This is a genomic window from Laspinema olomoucense D3b (assembly GCF_025370785.1).
GTDB classification, from domain to species: domain Bacteria; phylum Cyanobacteriota; class Cyanobacteriia; order Cyanobacteriales; family Laspinemataceae; genus Laspinema; species Laspinema olomoucense.
Genome location: NZ_JAMXFA010000005.1, coordinates 36,002 through 58,176 on the forward strand (window position 1 = coordinate 36,002; position 22,175 = coordinate 58,176).

Genomic DNA, 22,175 nt, shown 5'->3' on the forward strand with positions numbered 1-22,175 from the left:
CGGTCATTTTCTCCCCTTGCCTAAAATGAATTAGGAAGAGGAAACCCTCTAGGAGAGCGTGCTCTTTCGATTTTTGGATCGAGTAAAATTTATAGGAAAATAATAAATAATAAATCACGAGGAGCGCATCTACCCGCCGAAATAATTCGAGGGGAATAGCTCAAGGAACCGGACCGCAATCCCCTCATTGAATGTAGCAACATAATGAGCGGATTGCCCTGCTCCTGGGAGGTTAATACCGTGAACTGATGTTATTTTTGGCTGTGGAGAAGCTTAACTCCCGCCCCGGTTGTTTCGGCTTTGTCATGATTTATTGACAATTCGCTACCACTCGCATTTTTTCTTAGAATTGAGCGGGAGTCAAACCCTCCTAATTAGCTCTGTCGCCCTGGTGGAGACCCTAAAAGGCTTGGAACCGGACGAAGAAACCTATGCGCTCTGGTATTTTTCTGGTGTACAACCCGGTCACAAACTATGACTAAGCGGGTTAAGGCTGGGTTTTTTCCTGTTCCTTGAGGTAGGCAAAAACGCTTTTGTCTCCAATATCTGAGGGAATGTCTTGGCCCGCTTTTCGCCCTGCGAAAACTAGAAAGAGAATGGCCAAAACTGCTAATAGATTTTGTTCAATTGAGGGAGTTAATAAACCTGAGAGGTGACCTAAAATTAGCAGGGGGACTAAGGGGGTGAGTAATTTAGTTTCTAGGCGATTGAAACAAAAGGCTTCTTTAAAATAGATGCCAGTTAAGGCGACAAAGGTAAATCCGATACCGACTAGGGCGATCGCCTCGTGATAAACTGTGACTACGAAAGGCTCAGGGCGAGTAAAAATCACGATTAATGCAGTGACGGCACCGATCGCCCAGCAGACTTGAAGGAAGCGATGGAGGACTTTGAGATAGATATGAATCGTCAGTAAGCTGACGCCGAGTGCAAGACAGAAACAGGCATAGAGTACGCTGAGACTTGTGAGGATAGGGGGGGTGGTTCCTTGCCAGAACAGCAGAACCGTGGCGATGGCGAAACTGAGGGCCGCTACCATCAAGCCACTGCGATAGATGATAACGGATTGGCGATCGCTTGGGGTAATGCTAAATTCCCCAAACTGCCCTTGATAGACAGGAGATTCTATAGAATTCGCTGGAGTCATAATTAATTTGACCGATCTACTACAAGGTAATGGGTGTTCGAGATACACTTTGATTATGACCGATTTGATGACTGACCTGACTTTGGTAGGCTCTAAAGATGACTAAATCCAAAAAACCTCGGAAACAAAGCACCTCATCCCCCTCGGTCCCGAAAATTATAGAAATTGATGAAGGGGTTTTTGGCCCCCGACTCATGGAACGGGGGGAAATTCCCATCAATCTGGATCAAGTCATCGATTTAGTCAGCAAGATGAGCCAGATACAAGCATTATTAATAGAGGCGGAAAATGAGGAGGAAGATGAGGAAGATTTATTTTTAGAAGATAGTTTTGATGAGGAGGAGTTGGAACTAGAATTACAAGAAATTTTAGGCACTTCTAATATAGAGGTGAATGAAGAGAATTTAAACCAATATTTAAAATTCCTGAAAGCTCGGATTAAGCCCCCTTATAAACTGACGGGGAATGGTGAATTTGACTGGGAAGAAGAGTATGTGAGTGGCGGCAAGAGCAAAAAAGAATATGAAAAGCTGAAAAAACAACAGCCTTCTTATACGGATACGTTTAGTTTGGTTCAGTTTTGTGATGTCGGGACAGAGGGGATTATGGTTAAGGTGGAACGGACCAGCGATCGCCGCCAGTTTATCTTGCCGTTAATTGATTTAGATGTGACCCCAGAAGATCCCGAGCATTTTGAATTAATTGATAATTATCTCCTGTGGTTTTTCAGTTATTAGACGAATTTGCCGCAGGTTGAGGATTAACGATCGCCCTCCTGAACAACCCACCCACAATCCTTTAGCTCAATCTCACCCTCACTGTTGCACCGACAGCAAGTTGGAGTGTATAGGAAGCATTGCCGCCATTGATGGCAATTTCCACCCAACCATGAGAACCGACGAGGGCAACTGGCCCTCCTTTTGGCGCATCACTGTAAGTATTTCCGCCCGGAATCATGCGATCGCCCACTCCCACAGACCCTAATTTCCCCATCACCAGACTGGCAGGAATGTTTGTAATCAGGTTACCAAAGCGATCGATATATTGGATACAACCGACGATTTCCTGGTTTTGCCACTGACATTGCGGCAGATCCAGGGTGACTAAAGTCCGGGGATCAATCGCTGGTCCTAGATCCTCTAAAGGTACTCCCTTGCTCAGATGAGCGCCCACGGGAGCAAAAATATCTCGCCCATGAAACGTGGTACTCGGGTCAGGGGTGCGCCAGTAGTCAGAATTGCTCAGTTCCACTGCTGCAAGAATGGGGTTTTCTGGACTGAGGACCCCAGAGAATAACCCGTTATCAGGTCCCACCAAGGTGAAGTGCGGCATTTGCAGGGCGATCGCGCGCCGAGCACTGCCTACCCCAGGATCCACGACTGCCACATGAACGGTCCCTTGCGGGAAATAGGGATAAGCATTCATCAAACAAAAACGAGCAGCAGCAATATCCTGGGAAGGAATCTCATGGGTGAGGTCTACAATTGTGACCTTGGGATTGATACAAGCGATGACGCCCTTCATCACGCCGACATAGACATCATGGGAACCGAAATCTGTTAAGAGGGTAAGCATGGGGATGGGGACGGTGGGGGAGGTGGGGAGGATGGGGGAGGTGGAGGAGATGGGGGAGATGGGGTGGATGGGCGAAATGGGGAGGATGGGGTGGATCGGGGAGAATTATTAAAATTTTGGTAAATTTTGATACTATTGCTGATTTTAAGTGTTATTTTAGAAGTAAGGGAAAATACACGAATTGAAAACGGAAAAAGTCCACAATGAACAAAATTAGTCATGAAACCTTGAAACAAGCGGCTGCGATGCATCGGGCCACTATCCGCCAGAAGCTACAGTATCGCCTAGAAATGGCTAGACAGAAAGGGGATGAAAACTTGGTTCGGATGCTTGAAGCCGAAGCCAGCTATTTCAGCTAACGCCCGATTATAAGGAACCCCGTTGATAAAACCCGAATACAGACTGGATGTAGAGACGCCTCATTTCGCGTCTCTATTATAGTTTAAGGGTCTGGAATGAGATTTGGGGCTTCTAATCGGGATTAGAGATCAGCTTTGCAATATTTTAGGAAATGGGAGCATCTCAGGGGCTTGATCAAGCCCCAGAGATGCTCCCATTTCTGTTGGGGATGTTGTATTTGCCTCCAGGGTCCGGAAAGCTACCCTACAGAAACTGGATGCTGCTGACCCCTGCGGCAGAGACTCCCATCAAGGATGCCAAAATTTCGCCGGTACTGGCGATCGCAATGTCGGTGATGTCGCCGTTTTGAGTAATTAACAGCCGATCCCGGGTTAATTCCCCGGTTAATTCCAAAAAATCCTGTTCCACTTCAAAATCCCCGATCAGGTCCTTGCCGTAACCCGCTTGAAGTACAAACCGATCGCGCCCGTTACCTCCAATTAGGGTATCGTTGCCAAAATCCCCACTCAGGCGATCGTTCCCCTGTCCCCCGGCGAGGATATCGTTTTCTTTACCCCCAAACAAGGTATCGTCTCCCTGATCACCATTGAGAGTGTCATCGCCGCGATCGCCATAGAGTAAGTCATTTCCCATACCCCCACAAAGACAATCTTTTTCCGTATTAGGATCCATCGGTTCCTCAATGCCAGTACCCCCGAGAATGGTGTCATCCCCATCGCCACCGCAGAGGGTATCATTGCCGCGATCGCCGAAAATTAAATCATTGCTGTGATCTCCGGCAACAATATCATCCTGCTTGCCACCGCGTAGGGTATCGTTTCCCTCACCCCCAGATACCGAATCATCCCCCTGGTTGCCGTTAAGGAAATCATTTCCCGCGCCACCGAAGAGCAAATCCCGCCCATTGGGGTCAAAAACTGCGGCATCATTGGGATTTCCTAAAAGGGTATCGTCACCCAGTTCGCCCAACAGGGTATCATTGCCAATATCGCCAAAGATGAGATCGTTATCTTTGCCACCGTGAACAAAATCATCATTTTTTCCGGCATGGGTGGTATCGTTTCCTTCATTGCCGAATAGATAGTCATTCCCGCGATTTCCAAACAGTAAATCGGCATCTAAAAAGGGACCAACAGGAACATTACTTCCTTTGCCACCATAGAGGGTATCGTTGCCTAAATCGCCATAGAGGGTATCGTTTTCTTGATCGCCCAAGATTTGATCATCGTCTTTTCCGCCCCATATCCGATCGCCTCCGAATTCGCCGGAAATGGTATCGTTGCCTTCGTTCCCAAATAGATCATCGTTTCCCGCATTCCCTTCTATCCAGTCGCGATCGCCTTGGGAACCGATGGGAAAAGTGCTACCGATTCCCCCGAGGATGGTATCATCTCCGGCACTTCCTAAAAGATTGTCATCACCCGGGTTGCCAAAGAGTAAATCATTGCTGCTGCCTCCGTTAATTTCATCCGGGCGACTGCTGCCTTGTAATCTGTCATTTTCTTCGGTACCGATGAGGATAGTTTCTACTAAATTGGGTTGGGCGATCGCTGCTGCTAAGGGTAAGAATTCCGGTACTGTGAGATTTGGGCAATTGCAATCCGGTATCTCTAGGGGAGTTAAGGGGGGTATTGGTGTTTCCGTGACGCTGGAATCTGGATTAAGGGTAGATGGCAGGATGGGTTCTCCTATCACTTCCAGGGGGGGTGAGGGAGTGGGTTCCGGTTCCAGTTGTGGGGGTTCGTCATCATCAGTGATTGTGGCGATCGCTTGGGGAGTGGCGATCGCGGCATTGACGGAATTAGAAAGAGTGATTACAAAACGTTCCTCGGGTTCATCAATGGTATCGCCTGCGATCGGCACTGTAATTGTTTTTGTCGTTTCCCCGGGATTAAACTGTAATGTGCTACTCGTTGCCGTATAATCTTCCGGAGAAGTCGCACTATCATCAATAGTGGCATAATCTACGGTAGCCAGTTGGTTAAGTGGCGCATTCAGCGTCACCGTAAAAATTGCATTAGTTCTATCAGAATTTCCTTCATTAACCCTAATATCTTCCAGGGTAAAACTGGGTGCAATCACTACTTGACCCCCGGAAAATTCCGAAGTGTTGTTATTGGGGTCTGTAGCAGTAGCGGTGATGAATTCATTGGCAGGAACGGCACTATCCAAGGTTTCCGTAAAGCTAACATTGCCAGTAGCATCGGTGGTAACCGTGGTAAATCCTATAAATCTTTCCCCTTCGCCAAATCCCGAAGGGTCTACAGTGCGATTTGTGAAAAATTCTAGGCGAAATTCAGTATTAGCGGTGCTGTTGAGCGTCCCTAAAACTGTGGTACTTGTTCCATTAGAAATCGCTGAAGCAATTACCGGAAAATTTTGGAGATTATTAGTTCCTGTATCTGCATCTCCTTCATCATTTGCCGTTGTACCGGCAGTGTTAATAGCAGGACCGGCTAAATCGATTCCTAAGCGACTGTTAGAAAATATAGCATTGGATAAAATTCCGTTATTACTGCCCGGACTAACCTGAATTCCAGCCCTTCCATTAAAGCCAATTTGGTTGCTTTCTCCTGTAGCTATTCCCCCAATAAGGTTATTAGCCGTTAGGGAAGCAATATCAACGCCATTTGCAGCATTTCCTAGGGGGCTAATTCCATCAGCTTGCGTGCCAATAAAGTTACCTAAAACTCGGTTACTGCTGGAAGCGAGGTAAATGCCATTACCGCTATTTCCTGAAATCAAATTCCGGGCATTTGGGGTTGTGCCCCCGATGGTGGTGTTACGCGGGAAAGCATCAGTAACAATCCCATCTCCACCATTTGCGATCGCAACTTTTCCTGTAACATCCGTGCCGATATAATTTGCAGCAATCAGGGTCCCAGAAGATCCAAGACCTAAATCAATTCCATCGGAGCGATTTCCGGAAATCAGATTACCAGAACCCGGTTCTAAGCCCCCAATTTTATTGTTTTCTGCCGCTAAAATAGACACACCAAATGCATTACTAAGCGCAGATTCTCCCGTAAGATTAGTTCCTATAAAATTGCCTAAAAGTTGATTATTGTTAGCATTGGTTTGAATTGAAACACCCACTGATTGATTACCGGAAATAATATTGCGATCGCCTTCAGTTGTACCCCCAATCAGATTCCCTGTTGCACCTTGAGCAATCACAACCCCAGCTTCACCATTGGCAAGTGCTACATTCCCCGTGAAATCGGTGCCGATTAGATTTCCCGTCACTCGATTATCATTGGAACTGTTACCACCTAGCAGAATCCCATCGCCTCTATTTCCAGAGATTAAGTTATTGCTAATAATATTATTCGCCCCATCAATCCGCAGTCCATCTCCACTATTCTGTAACGCTTTGTCTCCTAGAAAATTAGTACCAATATAATTGCCTACTATTGAATGATTTCCGCTCGTTTCGCGAACATAAATTCCCGAAATCCCATTACCCGAAATAACATTGCGACTGGCAGTGGAATCCTCACCGATTAGGGTCCTAGAGCCACCAGCTATCTGAATTCCATCAAACGTATTTCTTAAAGAAATTTCCCCCGTAATATCTGTCCCAATAAAATTGCCTAAAATTTGATTATCATTCGCCTCACTGCCACTAAGGAGAATCCCATGAAAGTCATTACCCGAAATAATGTTCCGGGCATTGACAGTTGTTCCACCAATACGATTATTAGACGCATTGCGAATGACAATCCCGCTCCCTGCGTTACCCAAATCCAAAGTTCCGGTAACATCCGTTCCGATTAAATTTCCTAAAATTTGGTTTCTACTTGCCCGGTTGCCTTCAATATCAATTCCAACAGAAGATGTATTATTATTTCCTGAAATCAGGTTATTTTGAATCGTATTATTAGCGGAGTCTTGAATCAAAATACCTGAACCATTGCGTTCCAGTAAACCTGTTCCATTGACGTTGGTTCCCAGGTAATTGTTTTCAAGCAAATTATTGCCATTTTCACGAATGAGAATAGCGGCATTACTAAATCCAGCCCGATTAATCACCAATCCGCGAACGGTGCTATTTCCGGCGGTAATTTGTAAAACTCCCCTATCTAATCCCCCTACATTTGTACCATCAATTTCAATCAGGGGACTTGCCGTATATCCGGGTTGAGTTGTAGCATCAATAATGACAGAATTACTAATGACAGGGAGGGCCGATAAAGGCTGAATAGTTTGCACTCCACCGCCGCCAATATTAAACGTAATTGTATCAAGTTCCGGGCTAGTATTCGCTTCTAAAATCGCTTGTCGCAAAGAACCCACGCCACTATCATTGGAATTAGTAACTATGAACGTCCCCAGAACCGAGGCATAATGTTCTAGGGTTTGGGAATCAAAGGGTAAAACCGTCTCAATTGCCCCCGTTTTAACTTCAAACTTCCAATTCCCGCCGAGGGTACTATTGCCGGTTTTACTATTAGAAGCGGCAACCGTTATGCCAGTTAAATTCCTGAGTTTTTGGATAAATTCTTCTCCCCGATCGCCTGCTGCAACTTCGCACCCATAAACAAGCAGTGAGGGAGAGCAATCCGGGGAAAAAGCATCACTCCACTGCTGCAACAAATCGGCATAACAACTAAGGGTTTCTAACGTGAGATACCCATTGCCCAGTTGTAGACAGGCAGCACTACCATGAGAGAGAATATGCAGGGTATGCAATCCCTTTCTTTGGGCTAAAATAGCGGAAATTTGCTCAATTCCATCTTGTTTAGTTCCCAGGGCGATCGCCTCTGTCCCTGCCACTCTACCAGCAACCAAATGTTGCCATTCCGGTACTGCCGAATCAATCAAGATGAGGGTATGAATCGAGGGCGCTTTAAGAGTAGGTTTCATCAAAGTTTCCATTATGAAAGTTCTCCCAATTATTTATTATCAATTAGAGGGCAATTCAGCAGACTTTACTCACTTTTGTGATAAGTCCAGGTTTTTAAATCAAGCAGAGCTATTTAAGAGATGAAAGCATATTTTGTTAAAAATGGTAGGGCTAATTGATTAATTTTTATAAAAATTCACATAAAATTGAGGGCATCGCTATTTCGTGCGATCGCCCTCAATTGGTAGGTAAACTTACTTTGAAGAATTTCCGAGAAAGTCCATCATGCCGCCGAGGTTATAAACCGGGTTTCTTGCCGAGATTTGTGGCAGATTCCGGAAGGTTTGTTCAGAAACCCGGTTTCTGGTCCTGGTATCGAGTAGGGAGGATTATCGTCCACCAACAACGACATTTTGAATAGAAACGTGGGGCCCACCAACACTCACAGGTAACGGGGATTGTCCACCTTTACCGCATCCCCCATTCAGATAAACCGAATCAGAACCGATCGCCTGAATATCCTTAAGAGTTTGGAACACATTTCCCGAAAGCGTCACATCACTCACAGGTTCCGCAATTTTCCCATTGCGAATCATGTACCCTTCTGCTGCTGCAAAAGTAAACATTTCCCCATTCGTTTGACCCCCAAGCATCCGGACTGCATAAACCCCTTCATCGATATGACCAATCATATCTTCAAACGAGCAATCTCCCGCTTCTATTGCCGTATTAGTCATTCGGACAATGGGGGCGTAGGTGGCACTGAGGGCGCGAGCATTTCCCGTGGGTGTTTCATGCATTTTTCCCGCAGTTTCTCGGCTGTGCAAACGCTGAGTCAGAACGCCATCTTTGATGAGATATTTCCGTTGACCCTCCACCCCTTCATCATCATATTTTAGGGAACCCGGTAAGTTAGGAATTGTGGCATCATCCACCACATTCAATTGGGGAATTCCCAAGGGTTTACCGAGTTGAAGCACTTCCTGCATCTGAGGATTTTCATAGACAAAATCCGCCTCAGACAAATGACCGAATGCTTCATGAATAAAGACTCCGGCGAGATAGGGGTCAAGGACAACGGTATATTGACCGCCTTTAACGGATTTAGCTTCTAACTGGCGAATTGCCCGTTCTGCGGCACTGCGAACCCGATTTTCAATGCCGGTGAAGGCATCATAATCCGATCGCGAATGGACCGATTCATAGCCTTGGCGCACTAAACCGCCTTCACCCCTTGCGATCGCCCCAAAACCACCGGAAATATCCAGGCGTTCTTGAGCAATACAGGTCCCCGTCGAGTTGACAAAATAGGTAATTCCAAAGCGATCGCGATAACTGGAACTGGTGGTTTGAATCCTCGGGTCAAAATCCAGCAAAAGCTGATTATAATTTTCCACCATTTGCCGCTTTTCTTCCAGGGAGACCCCCCGGGGATCCCGCAGTAATGACTCAGCGACATAATCCTGAATCGGTTTAATATCAGCTAACTGAGTGCTGTCTGAACCGATTAATTTAGCTTGGGAAATCGCTTCTTCCAGGCGATCGCCCAACTCATCTAAACCATTAAACGTCACAAAACTCCACCCCCCCTTATGACAGGCGCGGACCCCACCAGCGAGGGAAAAATTGCGATTCACTGCATCCAGGCGATCCCCGCGAAACGAGATTGCCGTGGATTCGCTTTGTTCCATGCGAATTTCTAAATAATCGACGCGATCGCGGTAAGGGGCGATCGCTGAGAGTAACCGATCCTGCATTGAATGATTCACGCGCTAACTTTCCAGATTTGACAACTTGCAACCTTTCTTACTTCCAGTTTAATGTGCCAACCTAGAAACTGAGGACGGTATCCCCCCTGACGTGATCCCCCCTCAACCGCTACCCCTCTGAAAACCCTGTAAGCCTGGATCCTTCACCCCAGAAAACCGAGGAACCTAGAGCGGGACCAGGGATCAAAGTCAACTCCCCAGGGATTCCCCCGAAAATTCCATCACCAAAGCCAGAATCTCTAGCGTCTGGAAAATGCAATGGTATAAGATAAAAGCTTGTCCCCTTACCCACCTTGAAGATGGCAGAAACCCTTTTCTTCAACGCGCTCAAAGCCGCCATTGACGAAGAAATGGCCCGTGACCCTACAGTATTCGTCCTCGGTGAAGATGTCGGTCAGTATGGCGGATCCTACAAAGTCACCAAGGACCTGTACGAAAAATATGGCGAACTGAGGGTACTCGACACCCCGATCGCGGAAAATAGCTTTACTGGGATGGCGGTTGGTGCCGCCATGACAGGATTGCGCCCGATTATTGAAGGCATGAACATGGGCTTTTTGCTCCTCGCCTTCAACCAAATCGCCAACAATGCCATGCTGCGCTATACCTCCGGTGGCAACTTTACAATGCCCATGGTAATTCGCGGTCCCGGTGGGGTTGGACGACAACTCGGTGCAGAACATTCCCAGCGCTTAGAAACCTATTTTCAGGCCGTTCCTGGCTTAAAAATGGTCGCCTGTTCCACCCCGTACAACGCCAAAGGATTGCTCAAAAGTGCCATCCGTGACAATAACCCCGTGCTATTTTTCGAGCACGTCCTCCTTTATAATTTAAAAGAAGACCTGCCCTCAGAAGAATATCTCGTGCCTCTGGATAAAGCAGAAGTGGTCCGACGGGGTAAAGATGTCACGATTTTGACCTATTCGCGGATGCGCCATCACGTTCTGCAAGCGGTGCCGCAGATTGTGAAAGAAGGGTTTGATCCGGAAGTCATTGACTTAATTTCCCTCAAACCCCTGGATCTCGAAACCATTGGCGAATCGATTCGCAAAACCCATCGGGTGATTATTGTAGAGGAAGCAATGAAAACAGGGGGGATTGGGGCTGAAATTATTGCTTCAATTAATGATCGGTTCTTTGATGAGCTGGATGCACCTGTGCTGAGACTTTCGTCCCAGGATATTCCCACGCCCTACAATGGTACCTTAGAGCGACTAACCATCGTGCAACCGCCCCAAATTGTCGAAGCGGTGCAAAAAATGGTGGGCCTCAAAATATAAGACAGTGTTGAAATGTGAGTTTTGAGTTTTGAGTGAAATTGTCTCAATTTACAACTTAAAACTCAATTCTCAAAACTCTAGAAACAGGTAAAGTCATGCAAAAAAACCGTTCATTATTGGCTTTAATTCTGGTTCTGGTTATTGCCGCGATCGTTGCGTTGGTGAATGTCCCATTCCGCTTGGGATTGGATCTTCAGGGGGGTTCTCAACTGACCCTTCTGGTGCGACCCTCGGAAGAGGTCCCACAAATTACCTCCTCCGTGATGGAAGCTGTGCAGAGCGTAGTCAGAAACCGGGTTGATGCCCTTGGGGTATCTGAACCCCTTGTTCAGTCCGTCGGGACGGATCAGATTCTCGTCCAACTCCCGGGAGTCAGCGATCCCGCCCAAGCCGAGCGTGTGCTTGGGGGAACCGCTATCCTGGAGTTTCGTGAAGAAACCTCGAATGCCGAAGTCCTGGCCGAACTGAACGTGCGGACCCAAGAAGCCACCCAAATCGCCCTAGAGTTGGAGCAGTTAAAAGCGTCGGGAGAACAAGGACAAATTGCCGAAAAGCAAGCCGAGTTCGATCGCAAGCGCGAAGAGATTCAGGCACTCAATGTCCAACTGTATCAAAAAACCCCCCTCACAGGTTCTAACCTGGAGGATGCCTATCCCGAACCGGCGCAATCTGGGGCAGGGGCTTGGAATGTGGGTCTGGCGTTCGATAACGAAGGCGGAGAACTGTTCGCCCAACTCACCCGGAATCTGGCAGGAACTGGACGGACTCTGGGAATTTTTCTGGATGAAAAACTGATTAGTTCTCCCACGGTCCCCGCTGAATTTGCTACCACGGGGATTACCGGCGGACGTGCGGTGATTCAAGGTAACTTTGCTGTACAAGAGGCCAATGAACTCGCAGTTCAACTGCGGGGTGGGGCTTTGCCGGTGCCGGTGGAAATTGTAGAAAATCGGACCGTTGGGGCCACCCTGGGGCGCGATAGCATTGTTAGAAGTATCTATGCCGGAATCGGGGGCCTGGTGTTGGTTCTGATTTTTATGGTGGTCTATTACCGCCTACCCGGTTTGATTGCCGATCTGTCCCTGGTGATCTATGCCATTCTGACCTTAGCCAGTTTCTCCCTGTTGGGGGTGACCTTGACCCTACCCGGGATCGCCGGATTTATCCTCAGTATCGGGATGGCGGTAGATGCCAATGTACTGATTTTTGAACGGACCCGGGAAGAATTGAAGGCCGGTAAGAGTTTGTATCGTTCGGTGGAGTCGGGGTTTTACCGCGCTTTTTCGAGCATTTTGGATAGCAACGTCACCACGCTGATTGCCTGTGCAGCCTTATTTTGGCTGGGTGCCGGTTTGGTGAAAGGGTTCGCCTTGACCCTGGGAATAGGGGTGGTGGTGAGTATGTTTACGGCGATTACTTGCAGTCGCACCTTCATGTTTTTAGCGATTAGTATTGATGACCTTCGCAAGCCCCAACTGTTTTGTCCAAACCTTCAAAATGTTAGGAAAGTTTAGGGGGATGTGTTACCAGAGGCAGATTCGATGAGATTAAACGTTAACAAACAGCGCCGATTGTGGTGGACATTATCCGCAGCAGTTGTGGTGGCTGGGTTGATTTCAATGGTGATTTCCTGGCAACAGTTGGGAGCGCCCGTGCGTCCGAGTCTGGATTTTGTTGGGGGGACGCGGTTGCAGTTGGAACTCGATTGTTCGGTTCCCAACAATTGCGATCGCCCGATTGAATCGGGTCAGGTGCGATCGATTCTCGCCTCCCAAGGGTTGGGCAGCAGTAGCATTCAAGTGGTCGGTGAGAGCCAGCAGGCGCTATCGATTCGCACCTCTAATCTGGATGTGGACCAACGCACTGAACTGGTTAATTCGTTAACGGAAGAACTGGGCAGTTTTGATCCACAAAAGAGCCAAATTGATACAGTAGGTCCAACCCTTGGGCGTCAATTGTTTACCCAAGGACTCTTGGCACTGATTATCTCGTTTGCCGGGATTATTGTCTATCTCAGTTTCCGGTTCCAGTTCGATTATGCCCTGTTTGCGATCGTGGCTTTATTCCACGATGTAGCCATCACCGTGGGGATTTTCTCGATTCTGGGACTGGTTTTAGGGTTAGAAGCCGATAGCTTATTTATTGTGGCGTTGCTCACCATTATCGGGTTCTCGGTAAACGATACGGTGGTGATTTACGATCGCATCCGGGAAACCCTCGCGCAGGATAAGTTAAATCGCCCCATTGATCAAATCGTGGATGATGCGGTGAATCAAACCCTGGGGCGATCGATTAATACCACGGCCACCACGATGTTACCCTTGGTCGGGATTTTCCTGTTTGGGGGGGAAACCCTCAAATCTTTTGCCCTAGCCTTAATTGTGGGCTTTTTGGCCGGTGTGTATTCCAGTCTCTTTTTAGCGAGTAGCTTGTTAGTCTGGTGGCGAGAACGCAATGGACAAGGGATGTCGCCAGTTCCAGAGGGTTCCACCCCTGTGGATGCCTCCCCAGACTCCAATGAGAGTTAGTCTGGGTTAGTTCTCAGTCGTTCTTCTGGATTTAACGAGGTTGAAGTCATCTTCTATCACTTGAGATCGCTCTGATGGAGAACAATCACGAGTTTAGCGATCGCCCCCTTGACCCCCTTCCTCTACAGCAGGACCCCACGTTCGAGCAAGAAGTGCAACGGTTACATGAGTACACCGTTGCCGCTCGGTGGGTGTTGGTGTTGCTGCTGTGGCTAACTGTGGGGAGTTTTAGCCTGTGGGCGTTGCGATCTGATATCAGACTCCTGTCTGAACATTTTACCTGGGCGAGTCTGCGCTACGCCCTAAGTCTGCGCTACAATCCCATGCCGGCGATCGGACTCACTTTCACCGTGAGCATGACTGTTGCGGTCCTGGTTTGGCAAAGTCGGAACATCTTATTTGGAATGCCACCAGCCGAGCGATCGCGTTTAGAACAACAACTCCTACGGATTCGCCAGCAGGGTCAATCTCATCCCCTCCATTCCTGGATTGTCCAGTCTCCTCGGCTGAAATAACAACCCTTCAGTTCCTCTTTTTCCCTCTCCAGAACCCTTCTTTTGCTTGTAACCTTTCTAACCCCACCCTCAGCGCGGTGAGCCTCTCCAGTCTCAAAAACTATAGGGATTTCTGGACTTACGAGGTACAACTATTTGGGAAAGTGGAATTAGCCAGACGACGCCCGCTCAGAACTAGGGGTCTATCATTTCCGGGAAAGCTCTTTTGTAACTGGGCTACGGTTATTTATGATACCAAATCCGGGTGTGATAGGTTTATAAAAACCCACACCCTCAAGGGTGGGTCTACAGGGACAAAGCCCGAGAAGCGCGGGCTGAAGAGAAAAACGACTTTTAGCAACCGGATTGGGTATGAATCCTAAACTGAAGCATCTCCTAATTGGCGAGTTTTCTCTCAAGCGGTTGGTGCGATCGCTGTTGTTTGTTTATCTCTCCATTGGCATTTACGGCTACTTCTTTTCCGAACGGATGATATTTATCCCTCAACCGGCTTCCTATTCTCAACTACCGGGGATGCTGAGGTTGACTTCGGCAAATGGAAAGCAAATTGCAGCAGTTTATTTAGAGAACCCTCAAGCCGATTATACGATTCTCTATAGTCATGGCAATGCGGAAGATTTAGGAGATATTTTGCCAGTTCTGACTCAACTCCAGACTATGGGGTTTTCGGTGTTGAGTTTTGATTACCAAGGGTATGGAATTTCTGAAGGGAATCCGACGGAACGGAAGGCAGTTCAAGATATAGAGGCGGCCTATTTTTATCTAACGGAAACTCGGAAGATTCCGCCGCAGAAGATTATTGTTTATGGGCGATCGGTGGGTGGGGGACCGGCGTTGGAGTTGGCCACTCGTTATCCCGTGGGTGGATTGGTGGTGGAAAGTTCATTTACTTCCATTTTTAGAACCGTGACGCGAATTCCGATTTATCCCGTGGATAAGTTTAATAATATTCGCAACATTCAACGGGTGAATTGTCCAGTGTTGGTGATTCATGGGACAGAGGATGAGGTAATTCCTTTTTGGCATGGAGAGGCATTGTTTGCGGCGGCACCAGAACCGAAGCAGGCGCTGTGGGTGGAGGGTGCTGGACATAATGATTTAATCGGGGTGGCAGGCGATCGCCATTCAGCGGCAATCCGGGGGTTTGTGGGGTTACTTGACCCCAACTCCTCGGCAGAGTAAACCTGATTCCCTCAGAAGCGCCCCAAATAGGTTGATGAGAAACCGAAAGGTAGCTCTTGGTGGAAGGGCGATCGGCTGGTATGATTGTGCTGGCTAAGGGAAATAGCACACTCTTTGCGCGATCGCTCTTTTGGGGTGTCCCGAAACCGGGATAAACTAGGGCGATTCAGTTTGAAAATTAATGATTCATAACAAAACGCTTAAAGATGGAATGGCACGGCAGCGATGCTCAGAGTCTGGCAATTATTGATCGGGAAATCGGGGATCACGTCTTCTCCCCGGCAGAGTATGAGATTGTGCGGCGGGTAATTTATGCCACCGCTGATTTTGAATATAAATCCCTGATTCGCTTTTCTGAACAAGCGCTCCAGGCGGGTGCGGCAGCATTGGCGGCACGCTCAACGATTGTGGTGGATGTGCCGATGGTGCAAGTGGGCATTTCCCCCCATATCCAAAACACTTTTGCTAATCCGGTTTACTGTTCGATGGATGCGCTCACCCGTCCTCAAAAAGAAAAAACCCGTGCTGCCTGGGGAATCGAAACCCTTGCTAAACGCTATCCTGAAGGCATTTTTATCCTGGGTGAGGCCCAGACTTCCCTAACGACCCTGGTGGAGTTAATCGAAGCGGAGGAAATTCGCCCCGCTTTGGTGATTGGGACCCCCGCAGGGTTTGTCGGGGTGGATGCGGCAAAGGCGAGACTAAATGACTCGATGATTCAAAATATCCGGGTGGATGGACGCAAAGGGAGTGCGGTCGTTGCGGTTGCCATTTTAAATGGATTAGTAGATTTAGCATGGCAAGCGTATGGACAGGAAGGACGGGGAATGATTTGAGGAGGAATTAGAGAATTTATAACCCTAAATTTCTACCGAAATTCTTCTGCTCTGCGGGTTCTCTTTTTGCGGGGTCGCGGTGTATTTAATTCTTCCATTTGTTGGCTAATTTCTACAAATAAGTCCCGGCGTAAATAGGGATAGTCGCTAATCCAAAAGTCAATGCGGGGGAGGTAGATATCGGAGACTTTGGCAATGCGTCCGAGGTCGGTGCGGTTTGACATGACAACCATTTCGGCAATATCCCCAGGGGCGATCGCCTTATGTTCTTTCCGCAAGGGAACGAGCACTCGCGTACTAAATCCGGTTTCGTCGCCGACTTCTAAATTCAGTCTGCGTTCGCGGTTCTCGACGATGACCAGTTCTCCCCTGGGACTGACGGTTTCTTTCGTCCCCACGACTTCTTCGGTGACAAAGACATCCCAAACTTCTCCCTGCCAAAATCCGCTGTATTTATAACGCCGACATTGGTAGTTTTCTCGGGAGGCGGAGGCGACTGGTCCCCATAACCAATAAAGACCGAAGATGATGCCAATAATTAATAAAAAAGGTCGCCAGTTATCGGGAAGTGCATTGGCGGTTAGGGTGAGCAGTCCAATTCCAGCTACGGAGATGAGGACTCGCTTTAAAATTTTGTCAATTTTGCCGCCATAATAAGCATATTGAGCGCCCGTAGCAATGGCGGGAATTAACTCTTCAAAAGTTTCACGGGTTAAGGGAATTAGCATTGTTAATCTGGTTCAGAATGGGTTAATTTATCACAGATAGAGCTCAGAAACTGTTCGAGAAAATTAGGAAAATTTAGGACAGCTTTAGATGTAATCCTCGTGACGTGGCTCTGCCGCGTCATGGACCATAGGAGGCTCTGCCTCCAGTCCCCAAGCAAAGGCTTAAGCTACCTATGATGCTATCTGTTACGGCTTGAACTGGTTACCAGAGGTACAGGCGCTTAAGCCGCCAATAATGCGTGACGCGGCTTCAGCCACGTCACGAGGAATTTGGCTATATTCAATCCAGAGAAAGACCTTACAAGAGTTTTTCTAGGCCATAAACGAGGGTTTTGAGTTGGAGAATTTTGCGAATAGAGAGCAAGACTCCGGGCATATAACAGGCCCGATCGCTGGTGTCGTGACGGAGGGTATAAACTTGACCCGGTGCGCCAAAAATCACCTCTTGGTGAGCAATTAAACCCGGGAGACGGATACTATGAATGCGAATCCCTTCTCCGGCATCACTGCCTCGGGCCCCGGCAATTTTTTCCGTTTCTTTCACCTGGGGAGGATTAAAGGTTTTGCCCATTTCTCCTAACATTTGGGCAGTTTGAATGGCGGTTCCACTGGGGGCGTCCGCTTTTTGGTTGTGGTGGAGTTCGATGATTTCCACATGGTCAAAATGTTGAGAGGCCGCGATCGCCGCTTGTTGTAACAGGACCATGCCAATGGAAAAGTTAGGAATAATGGCACAACCAATGCTGGATTTTTCCGCAAAAGCAGCGAGTTCTTGAATCTGTTCGGGACTCATACCCGTAGTGCCAATCACGGGGCGGATCCCATAGGCGATCGCCGCCCGCGTATTTTCATAAACCGAGTTTGGATGGGTAAAATCCACCATCACCGCTGATTGCTTTTCCTGAAGCGCTATCCCCAGAGTGCCTTCAAGGTCATTTAAAACCGGAATTTCTAAAGGTCCGCATCCGATGACTTCCCCAATATCTTGACCTAGATATTCAGGATTGCGATCGACTGCCCCCACTAAAATCATATCTGGAGCCTCAGAAACCGCCTGAACGACTTCACGGCCCATTTTGCCCCCAGCGCCATTGACGACAACTGGAATCGGAAGTTGATTTGCCATACTTCAATAAAGTCCCCTGGAACTAGATGAGGGAATTTTACCCTGCTTCGTGGGAATCCCTCTATGGATACTATAGTAAGGTTCAGAGGGACTTGGCCGGTTGAGATTGCCGCCCAGATTGAACCTTGAGCCATTTTAATCCCGGTGGCGGGTGGATCTTAAGTTAAGGTGGGCCATTGACAATCTAGGGCAGGGGAAGGCAGGATCAAGAGGATCGGAATTTTGACCGGGACCTACTCTACAACTGACTCAGAATTCGCCGAAACCCGATTGAGCCGATCGCTCCTTTTACCGTGATACCCCATCCCCTTTTTAACCACTTTTTTAACGGATAACGGTGCTTGATAAATTTTCTAGCCAAGTCAACGCGTTGGCATCTGGGGTTTATGAACAGATTGCCAAAATCAAGCTCAACCGGGTACATACCCCCGTGGGTTCCGTGGCGATCGCCATTGCCATTGCCATCGGAGTTGTTCTCACGATTCGAGAAACCGGCGGGTTTCAACCCCTAGAACTGGTTACATACGATTGGATGATGCGAAATCGCCGGTATAATCCGGGACTTGATAACCGATTATTGCTGGTAAAAATTACAGAAACCGATATCCAAACTCAACAAAAATGGCCGCTTTCCGATCGCATCGTGGCCCGGGTGTTGGAGGAAATCTCTAAATTTGAACCGGCAGTGATTGGGTTGGATTTGTATCGGGATGTCCCCCAGTCCCCGGGTCATCAAGACTTGCGGTTACAACTCCAATCCCTGGATAATGTGATTGGTATTACCAAACTCTCTGATGCTCAAGAACCGGGCGTGCCACCCCCACCCCATCTCCCCCCGGAGGCGGTGGGATTTAATGATATTGTCAATGATCCCGATGGAATTGCCCGCCGAAATTTACTTTTTGCCCAGAACCAAGAGGGAATAACTTTTTACTCCTTTGCCTTGCGAGTCGTTTTGAAGTATCTGAGCGATCGCAACATTGCGATCGATAATAGTCCCACCCATCCCCAGGGAATTATCTTAGGAAAGGCCCACATCACCCAGTTAGAGCCTCATTCGGGAGGGTATCAAACCATTGATGCGGAGGGGTATCAAATCCTGCTCAACTATCGATCGCCGGGTTCGATTTCTCGTGAAGTGACCCTGAACCAAGTATTAAATCGAGAAGTTGATCCCAGTTGGATCAAAGATAAAATTGTTTTAATTGGTACCACCGCATCCAGCGAGAAAGATTTATTTTTTACTCCCTACGGCATCAAAACAGAAACAGAAACCTTCAAAATGCCTGGGGTGAGACTGCACGCCCAAATGGTGAGCCAACTCGTCAGTAGTGCCCTTGATGGAAAGGCGATTTTATGGTTTTGGCCGAACTGGATTGAAATCTTATGGATTGCCAGTTGGGGGGTGATTGGCGGGTTCGTGGCATGGCAGATTCAACATCCCCTCAAATTGGGGTTAGGGGTTATCCTCGGTGTTGGGGGGATTGTCGCGATGGGATTTGGGCTATTTCACTGGGGTGGATGGATTCCCATCGCTGCCCCAGGGGTTGCCTTTACACTGGCCCTGAGTGGAGTGGTTGCCTCCAAATTACTCTATACCGCGTTTCATGATGACTTGACCGGATTGCCAAATCGCACCTCATTCATGAAGCAACTGGAGCGCGTTTATGGGCGATCGCAACCCAAGAGACTCCCCTTTTTTCTAACGTTAGGAAAGCTACCCCAAGCCGGTCAAAGCCCAAAATATTCTCTTGTTTCTTTAAACTCCAAATTGCCACCCGTCCCGCGTTTATTAGCAGTCTTATTCCTCGATTTAGACCGATTTAAAGTTATTAACGATGGACTCGGCCATGACATAGGGGATCTGCTGCTAATTGCGATCGCCGAACGCATTCGCACCCTGATGCGCCAACCTCGAACCGATGGCATTGAAGTAGTCACCCTCGCCCGAGTTGGAGGGGATGAATTTGCCATTCTCCTGGACAATCTTTACCGTTCCGAAGATGCCATCAACATTGGCGAATCCCTCTACTACCAAATCGCCCGACCCTTTACCTTAAAAGGTCAAGCTATCTATACCACCGCCAGCATCGGGATGGCCCTCGGTCATGCGGATGAGTCCCGGAATTTATTACGAGATGCTCATACCGCCATGTATCGGGCTAAAGCATTGAGCAAAGCGCGCCCGCAAGTCTTTGAAAGCGCCATGCAAAACAATGCCGTGGCCCGATTTCAGCTTGAAACAGACCTGCGTCGCGCCATTAATGCCGGGGCGACCCCAGTCAATGGCAAGATTGAATCTGAGTTTTTGGTCTATTATCAGCCCTTGGTTGATTTAAAATCAGGAAAAATTATCGGATTTGAAGCCCTCGTGCGTTGGCAACATCCGGAACGGGGTTTAGTCTTTCCCGGTGAATTTATCCCCGTTGCCGAGGAAACGGGTTCAATTGTGCCTTTAGGTGAATTGGTGCTGGTGATTGCCTGTTGGCAAATTTGCAAATGGCAACAGGAATTTCCCTCGGATCCGCCGTTAATGGTGAGTGTGAATCTTTCCGGGAAGCAGTTTGCTCAACCCAATCTCATTGAAGTTATCAAACGAACCTTAGACCAAACCCACCTTGATCCAGCTTGTTTGAAGTTAGAAATAACCGAAAGTGTGGTGATGGATGAGGTGGAGTTGGCGATCGAGATGTTGTCTCAAATGAAAGCCTTAAATTTAAAATTAGGCATTGATGATTTTGGCACTGGGTATTCGTCCTTGAGTTATTTGCACCGATTTCCTACGGATACCTTAAAGGTGGATCGGTCGTTCGTGATGCGGATGGTGGAAGGGGACCAAAATTCAGCCATTGTTAAAACAATTATTGCTCTAGCTCATAACTTAAAAATGGATGTGATTGCCGAAGGGGTGGAAACAGCGGAACAATTGGCCCAACTGCGATCGCTGGGCTGTGAGTGTGGTCAAGGGTACTTTTTCGCCAAACCCTTACCGGCAGAACAAATTGAAGCCTTATTAAAGTCAGACCCCACTTGGTAATCCCACCCATCCGGACCCTTTCCCTGTTCGGTGTCACCACTGGGGTGAGTACCCCGAACCCCAAGGGCGATCGCAAAAGGACAGACAAGGGGGGTTAAACAATGGCACAATGAGAAACGCCATCCAAAAAAGATAGAAATATAGGTAAAGTCGTGAGCCCGATTGCCCAAGCTATTCCAACTCAACCCGCGATCGCGCGGCGTGCTGTGTTTCCCTTTACTGCTATTGTGGGGCAGGAAGAAATGAAACTGGCATTGCTGCTTAATGTCATTGACCCCAAGATTGGCGGGGTGATGATTATGGGCGATCGCGGCACTGGCAAGTCTACTACCATCCGCGCCTTAGCTGATCTGCTTCCAGAAATTGAAGTGGTGGCAGATGACCCCTTCAACAGTCATCCCTCGGATCCTGAACTGATGAGTGATGTGGTCCGCGATCGCGCCTCTCGGGGGGAAACCTTACCCCTGATGCAGCGCAAGGTGCAAATGATTGACCTCCCTCTGGGTGCCACAGAGGACCGAGTTTGTGGAACGATTGATATTGAAAAAGCCCTCTCGGAAGGGGTAAAAGCCTTTGAACCGGGTTTGTTAGCCAAAGCCAATCGCGGTATCCTCTATGTGGATGAAGTCAACCTCCTCGACGATCACCTCGTGGATGTCTTATTAGACTCTGCCGCTTCGGGATGGAATACCGTTGAACGGGAAGGGATTTCTATTCGTCACCCGGCGCGATTTGTGTTGGTGGGTTCCGGTAACCCAGAAGAAGGTGAACTGCGTCCCCAATTGCTCGATCGCTTCGGAATGCACGCCGAAATACGCACAGTGAAAGAACCCGCTTTACGGGTAAAAATTGTCGAGGAACGCTCAGGATTTGACCAAAATCCTCAAACCTATTTGGAACAACATGAAGAAGAACAACAGGCGTTACAACAAAAGCTGATTGATGCTCAAACCCTGTTACCTTCGGTGAATTTGGATTATGAAATGCGCGTCCAAATTTCCCAGGTTTGTTCTGAGTTGGATGTGGATGGGTTGCGCGGAGATATTGTCACCAACCGCGCTGCCAAGGCGATCGCTGCTTTAGAAGGTCGCACCGAAGTCACCCTAGATGATATTAGCCGAGTGATTACCCTTTGTCTCCGTCACCGCCTCCGCAAAGACCCCTTAGAATCCATTGATAGTGGTTATAAGGTTAAAAAAGTCTTTAGTAGTGTGTTTGGTGTAGAAATGCCAACCGAAGGTTAAAT

Annotated in this window: 16 protein-coding genes; 10 read left to right on the plus strand and 6 right to left on the minus strand. The window is 48.1% G+C overall.

Annotated elements, in window-relative coordinates:
- Window positions 1-487 precede the first annotated feature (487 nt).
- Window positions 488-1,147, minus strand: a complete 660-nt coding sequence (locus NG792_RS04740) for a DUF2301 domain-containing membrane protein (RefSeq protein ID WP_261234715.1) — start codon at window positions 1,145-1,147, stop codon at window positions 488-490.
- A 98-nt stretch (window positions 1,148-1,245) separates the two neighbouring features.
- Here NG792_RS04740 and NG792_RS04745 point away from each other — a divergent pair, with 98 nt between their 5' ends.
- Complete coding sequence (locus tag NG792_RS04745; protein WP_261197341.1) at window positions 1,246-1,884, plus strand: hypothetical protein; 639 nt, start codon at window positions 1,246-1,248, stop codon at window positions 1,882-1,884.
- Window positions 1,885-1,945: 61 nt separating this feature from the next.
- Here NG792_RS04745 and NG792_RS04750 read toward each other — a convergent pair whose 3' ends face one another.
- Complete coding sequence (locus NG792_RS04750; protein WP_261234716.1) at window positions 1,946-2,722, minus strand: SAM hydrolase/SAM-dependent halogenase family protein; 777 nt, start codon at window positions 2,720-2,722, stop codon at window positions 1,946-1,948.
- Window positions 2,723-2,925: 203 nt separating this feature from the next.
- On the opposite strand from NG792_RS04750, the gene pirA reads away from it, so the two are divergent.
- On the plus strand, window positions 2,926-3,081 hold the full coding sequence (gene pirA, locus NG792_RS04755) for an arginine synthesis PII-interacting regulator PirA (RefSeq protein ID WP_261197342.1): 156 nt from the start codon (window positions 2,926-2,928) through the stop codon (window positions 3,079-3,081).
- A gap of 244 nt (window positions 3,082-3,325) precedes the next feature.
- On the opposite strand, the gene NG792_RS04760 is transcribed toward pirA, so the two are convergent.
- Both NG792_RS04760 and NG792_RS04765 read right to left on the minus strand, forming a co-directional pair.
- Entirely contained in the window at window positions 3,326-7,948 is a 4,623-nt protein-coding gene (locus tag NG792_RS04760; RefSeq protein WP_261234717.1) for a DUF4347 domain-containing protein, read from the minus strand.
- Window positions 7,949-8,317: 369 nt separating this feature from the next.
- Complete coding sequence (locus NG792_RS04765; RefSeq protein ID WP_261234804.1) at window positions 8,318-9,685, minus strand: TldD/PmbA family protein; 1,368 nt, start codon at window positions 9,683-9,685, stop codon at window positions 8,318-8,320.
- A 311-nt stretch (window positions 9,686-9,996) separates the two neighbouring features.
- On the opposite strand from NG792_RS04765, the gene NG792_RS04770 reads away from it, so the two are divergent.
- The 6 genes from NG792_RS04770 (at window position 9,997) to NG792_RS04795 (ending at window position 16,038) form a co-directional block, all read left to right on the plus strand.
- Window positions 9,997-10,977 (plus strand): alpha-ketoacid dehydrogenase subunit beta, encoded by a 981-nt coding sequence (locus NG792_RS04770; RefSeq protein ID WP_261234718.1) that lies wholly within the window; start codon window positions 9,997-9,999, stop codon window positions 10,975-10,977.
- Window positions 10,978-11,072: 95 nt separating this feature from the next.
- Window positions 11,073-12,491, plus strand: a complete 1,419-nt coding sequence (gene secD, locus NG792_RS04775; RefSeq protein WP_261234719.1) for a protein translocase subunit SecD — start codon at window positions 11,073-11,075, stop codon at window positions 12,489-12,491.
- A 27-nt stretch (window positions 12,492-12,518) separates the two neighbouring features.
- Entirely contained in the window at window positions 12,519-13,505 is a 987-nt protein-coding gene (gene secF / locus NG792_RS04780) for a protein translocase subunit SecF (protein ID WP_261197347.1), read from the plus strand.
- A gap of 74 nt (window positions 13,506-13,579) precedes the next feature.
- Entirely contained in the window at window positions 13,580-14,020 is a 441-nt protein-coding gene (locus NG792_RS04785; protein WP_261234720.1) for a hypothetical protein, read from the plus strand.
- A 351-nt stretch (window positions 14,021-14,371) separates the two neighbouring features.
- Window positions 14,372-15,202 carry an alpha/beta hydrolase gene (locus NG792_RS04790; RefSeq protein ID WP_261234721.1) on the plus strand — a complete coding sequence of 277 codons (831 nt, stop codon included), beginning with the start codon at window positions 14,372-14,374 and terminating at the stop codon, window positions 15,200-15,202.
- 206 nt (window positions 15,203-15,408) lie between these two features.
- A complete protein-coding gene (locus NG792_RS04795) occupies window positions 15,409-16,038 on the plus strand; it encodes a precorrin-8X methylmutase (RefSeq protein ID WP_254568175.1) in 630 nt (209 codons plus the stop codon).
- A gap of 32 nt (window positions 16,039-16,070) precedes the next feature.
- On the opposite strand, the gene NG792_RS04800 is transcribed toward NG792_RS04795, so the two are convergent.
- Both NG792_RS04800 and dapB read right to left on the minus strand, forming a co-directional pair.
- The gene (locus NG792_RS04800; RefSeq protein ID WP_261197351.1) at window positions 16,071-16,766 is read right to left on the minus strand and encodes a DUF8619 family protein; all 696 of its coding nucleotides are present in this window, start codon (window positions 16,764-16,766) and stop codon (window positions 16,071-16,073) included.
- A gap of 298 nt (window positions 16,767-17,064) precedes the next feature.
- On the minus strand, window positions 17,065-17,892 hold the full coding sequence (gene dapB / locus NG792_RS04805; RefSeq protein ID WP_261197352.1) for a 4-hydroxy-tetrahydrodipicolinate reductase: 828 nt from the start codon (window positions 17,890-17,892) through the stop codon (window positions 17,065-17,067).
- A gap of 337 nt (window positions 17,893-18,229) precedes the next feature.
- Between dapB and NG792_RS04810 the strand changes: the two genes are divergently transcribed.
- Together NG792_RS04810 and bchI are read left to right on the plus strand one after the other, a co-directional pair.
- Window positions 18,230-20,929 (plus strand): CHASE2 domain-containing protein, encoded by a 2,700-nt coding sequence (locus tag NG792_RS04810; RefSeq protein ID WP_261234722.1) that lies wholly within the window; start codon window positions 18,230-18,232, stop codon window positions 20,927-20,929.
- Between the two features lie 152 nt (window positions 20,930-21,081).
- Window positions 21,082-22,173, plus strand: a complete 1,092-nt coding sequence (gene bchI, locus NG792_RS04815; protein ID WP_261234723.1) for a magnesium chelatase ATPase subunit I — start codon at window positions 21,082-21,084, stop codon at window positions 22,171-22,173.
- Window positions 22,174-22,175: the final 2 nt, after the last annotated feature.

What these genes read in the sequence shown, in the direction of transcription:
- NG792_RS04770 (WP_261234718.1), top strand. Translation starts at nt 9,997, where the DNA reads ATGGCAGAAACCCTTTTCTTCAACGCGCTCAAAGCCGCCATTGACGAA.
- NG792_RS04760 (WP_261234717.1), bottom strand. Translation starts at nt 7,948, where the DNA reads ATGAAACCTACTCTTAAAGCGCCCTCGATTCATACCCTCATCTTGATT.
- NG792_RS04785 (WP_261234720.1), top strand. Translation starts at nt 13,580, where the DNA reads ATGGAGAACAATCACGAGTTTAGCGATCGCCCCCTTGACCCCCTTCCT.
- secD (WP_261234719.1), top strand. Translation starts at nt 11,073, where the DNA reads ATGCAAAAAAACCGTTCATTATTGGCTTTAATTCTGGTTCTGGTTATT.
- NG792_RS04745 (WP_261197341.1), top strand. Translation starts at nt 1,246, where the DNA reads ATGACTAAATCCAAAAAACCTCGGAAACAAAGCACCTCATCCCCCTCG.
- NG792_RS04795 (WP_254568175.1), top strand. Translation starts at nt 15,409, where the DNA reads ATGGAATGGCACGGCAGCGATGCTCAGAGTCTGGCAATTATTGATCGG.
- NG792_RS04740 (WP_261234715.1), bottom strand. Translation starts at nt 1,147, where the DNA reads ATGACTCCAGCGAATTCTATAGAATCTCCTGTCTATCAAGGGCAGTTT.
- pirA (WP_261197342.1), top strand. Translation starts at nt 2,926, where the DNA reads ATGAACAAAATTAGTCATGAAACCTTGAAACAAGCGGCTGCGATGCAT.
- NG792_RS04790 (WP_261234721.1), top strand. Translation starts at nt 14,372, where the DNA reads ATGAATCCTAAACTGAAGCATCTCCTAATTGGCGAGTTTTCTCTCAAG.
- NG792_RS04800 (WP_261197351.1), bottom strand. Translation starts at nt 16,766, where the DNA reads ATGCTAATTCCCTTAACCCGTGAAACTTTTGAAGAGTTAATTCCCGCC.
- secF (WP_261197347.1), top strand. Translation starts at nt 12,519, where the DNA reads ATGAGATTAAACGTTAACAAACAGCGCCGATTGTGGTGGACATTATCC.
- NG792_RS04750 (WP_261234716.1), bottom strand. Translation starts at nt 2,722, where the DNA reads ATGCTTACCCTCTTAACAGATTTCGGTTCCCATGATGTCTATGTCGGC.
- NG792_RS04765 (WP_261234804.1), bottom strand. Translation starts at nt 9,685, where the DNA reads ATGCAGGATCGGTTACTCTCAGCGATCGCCCCTTACCGCGATCGCGTC.
- dapB (WP_261197352.1), bottom strand. Translation starts at nt 17,892, where the DNA reads ATGGCAAATCAACTTCCGATTCCAGTTGTCGTCAATGGCGCTGGGGGC.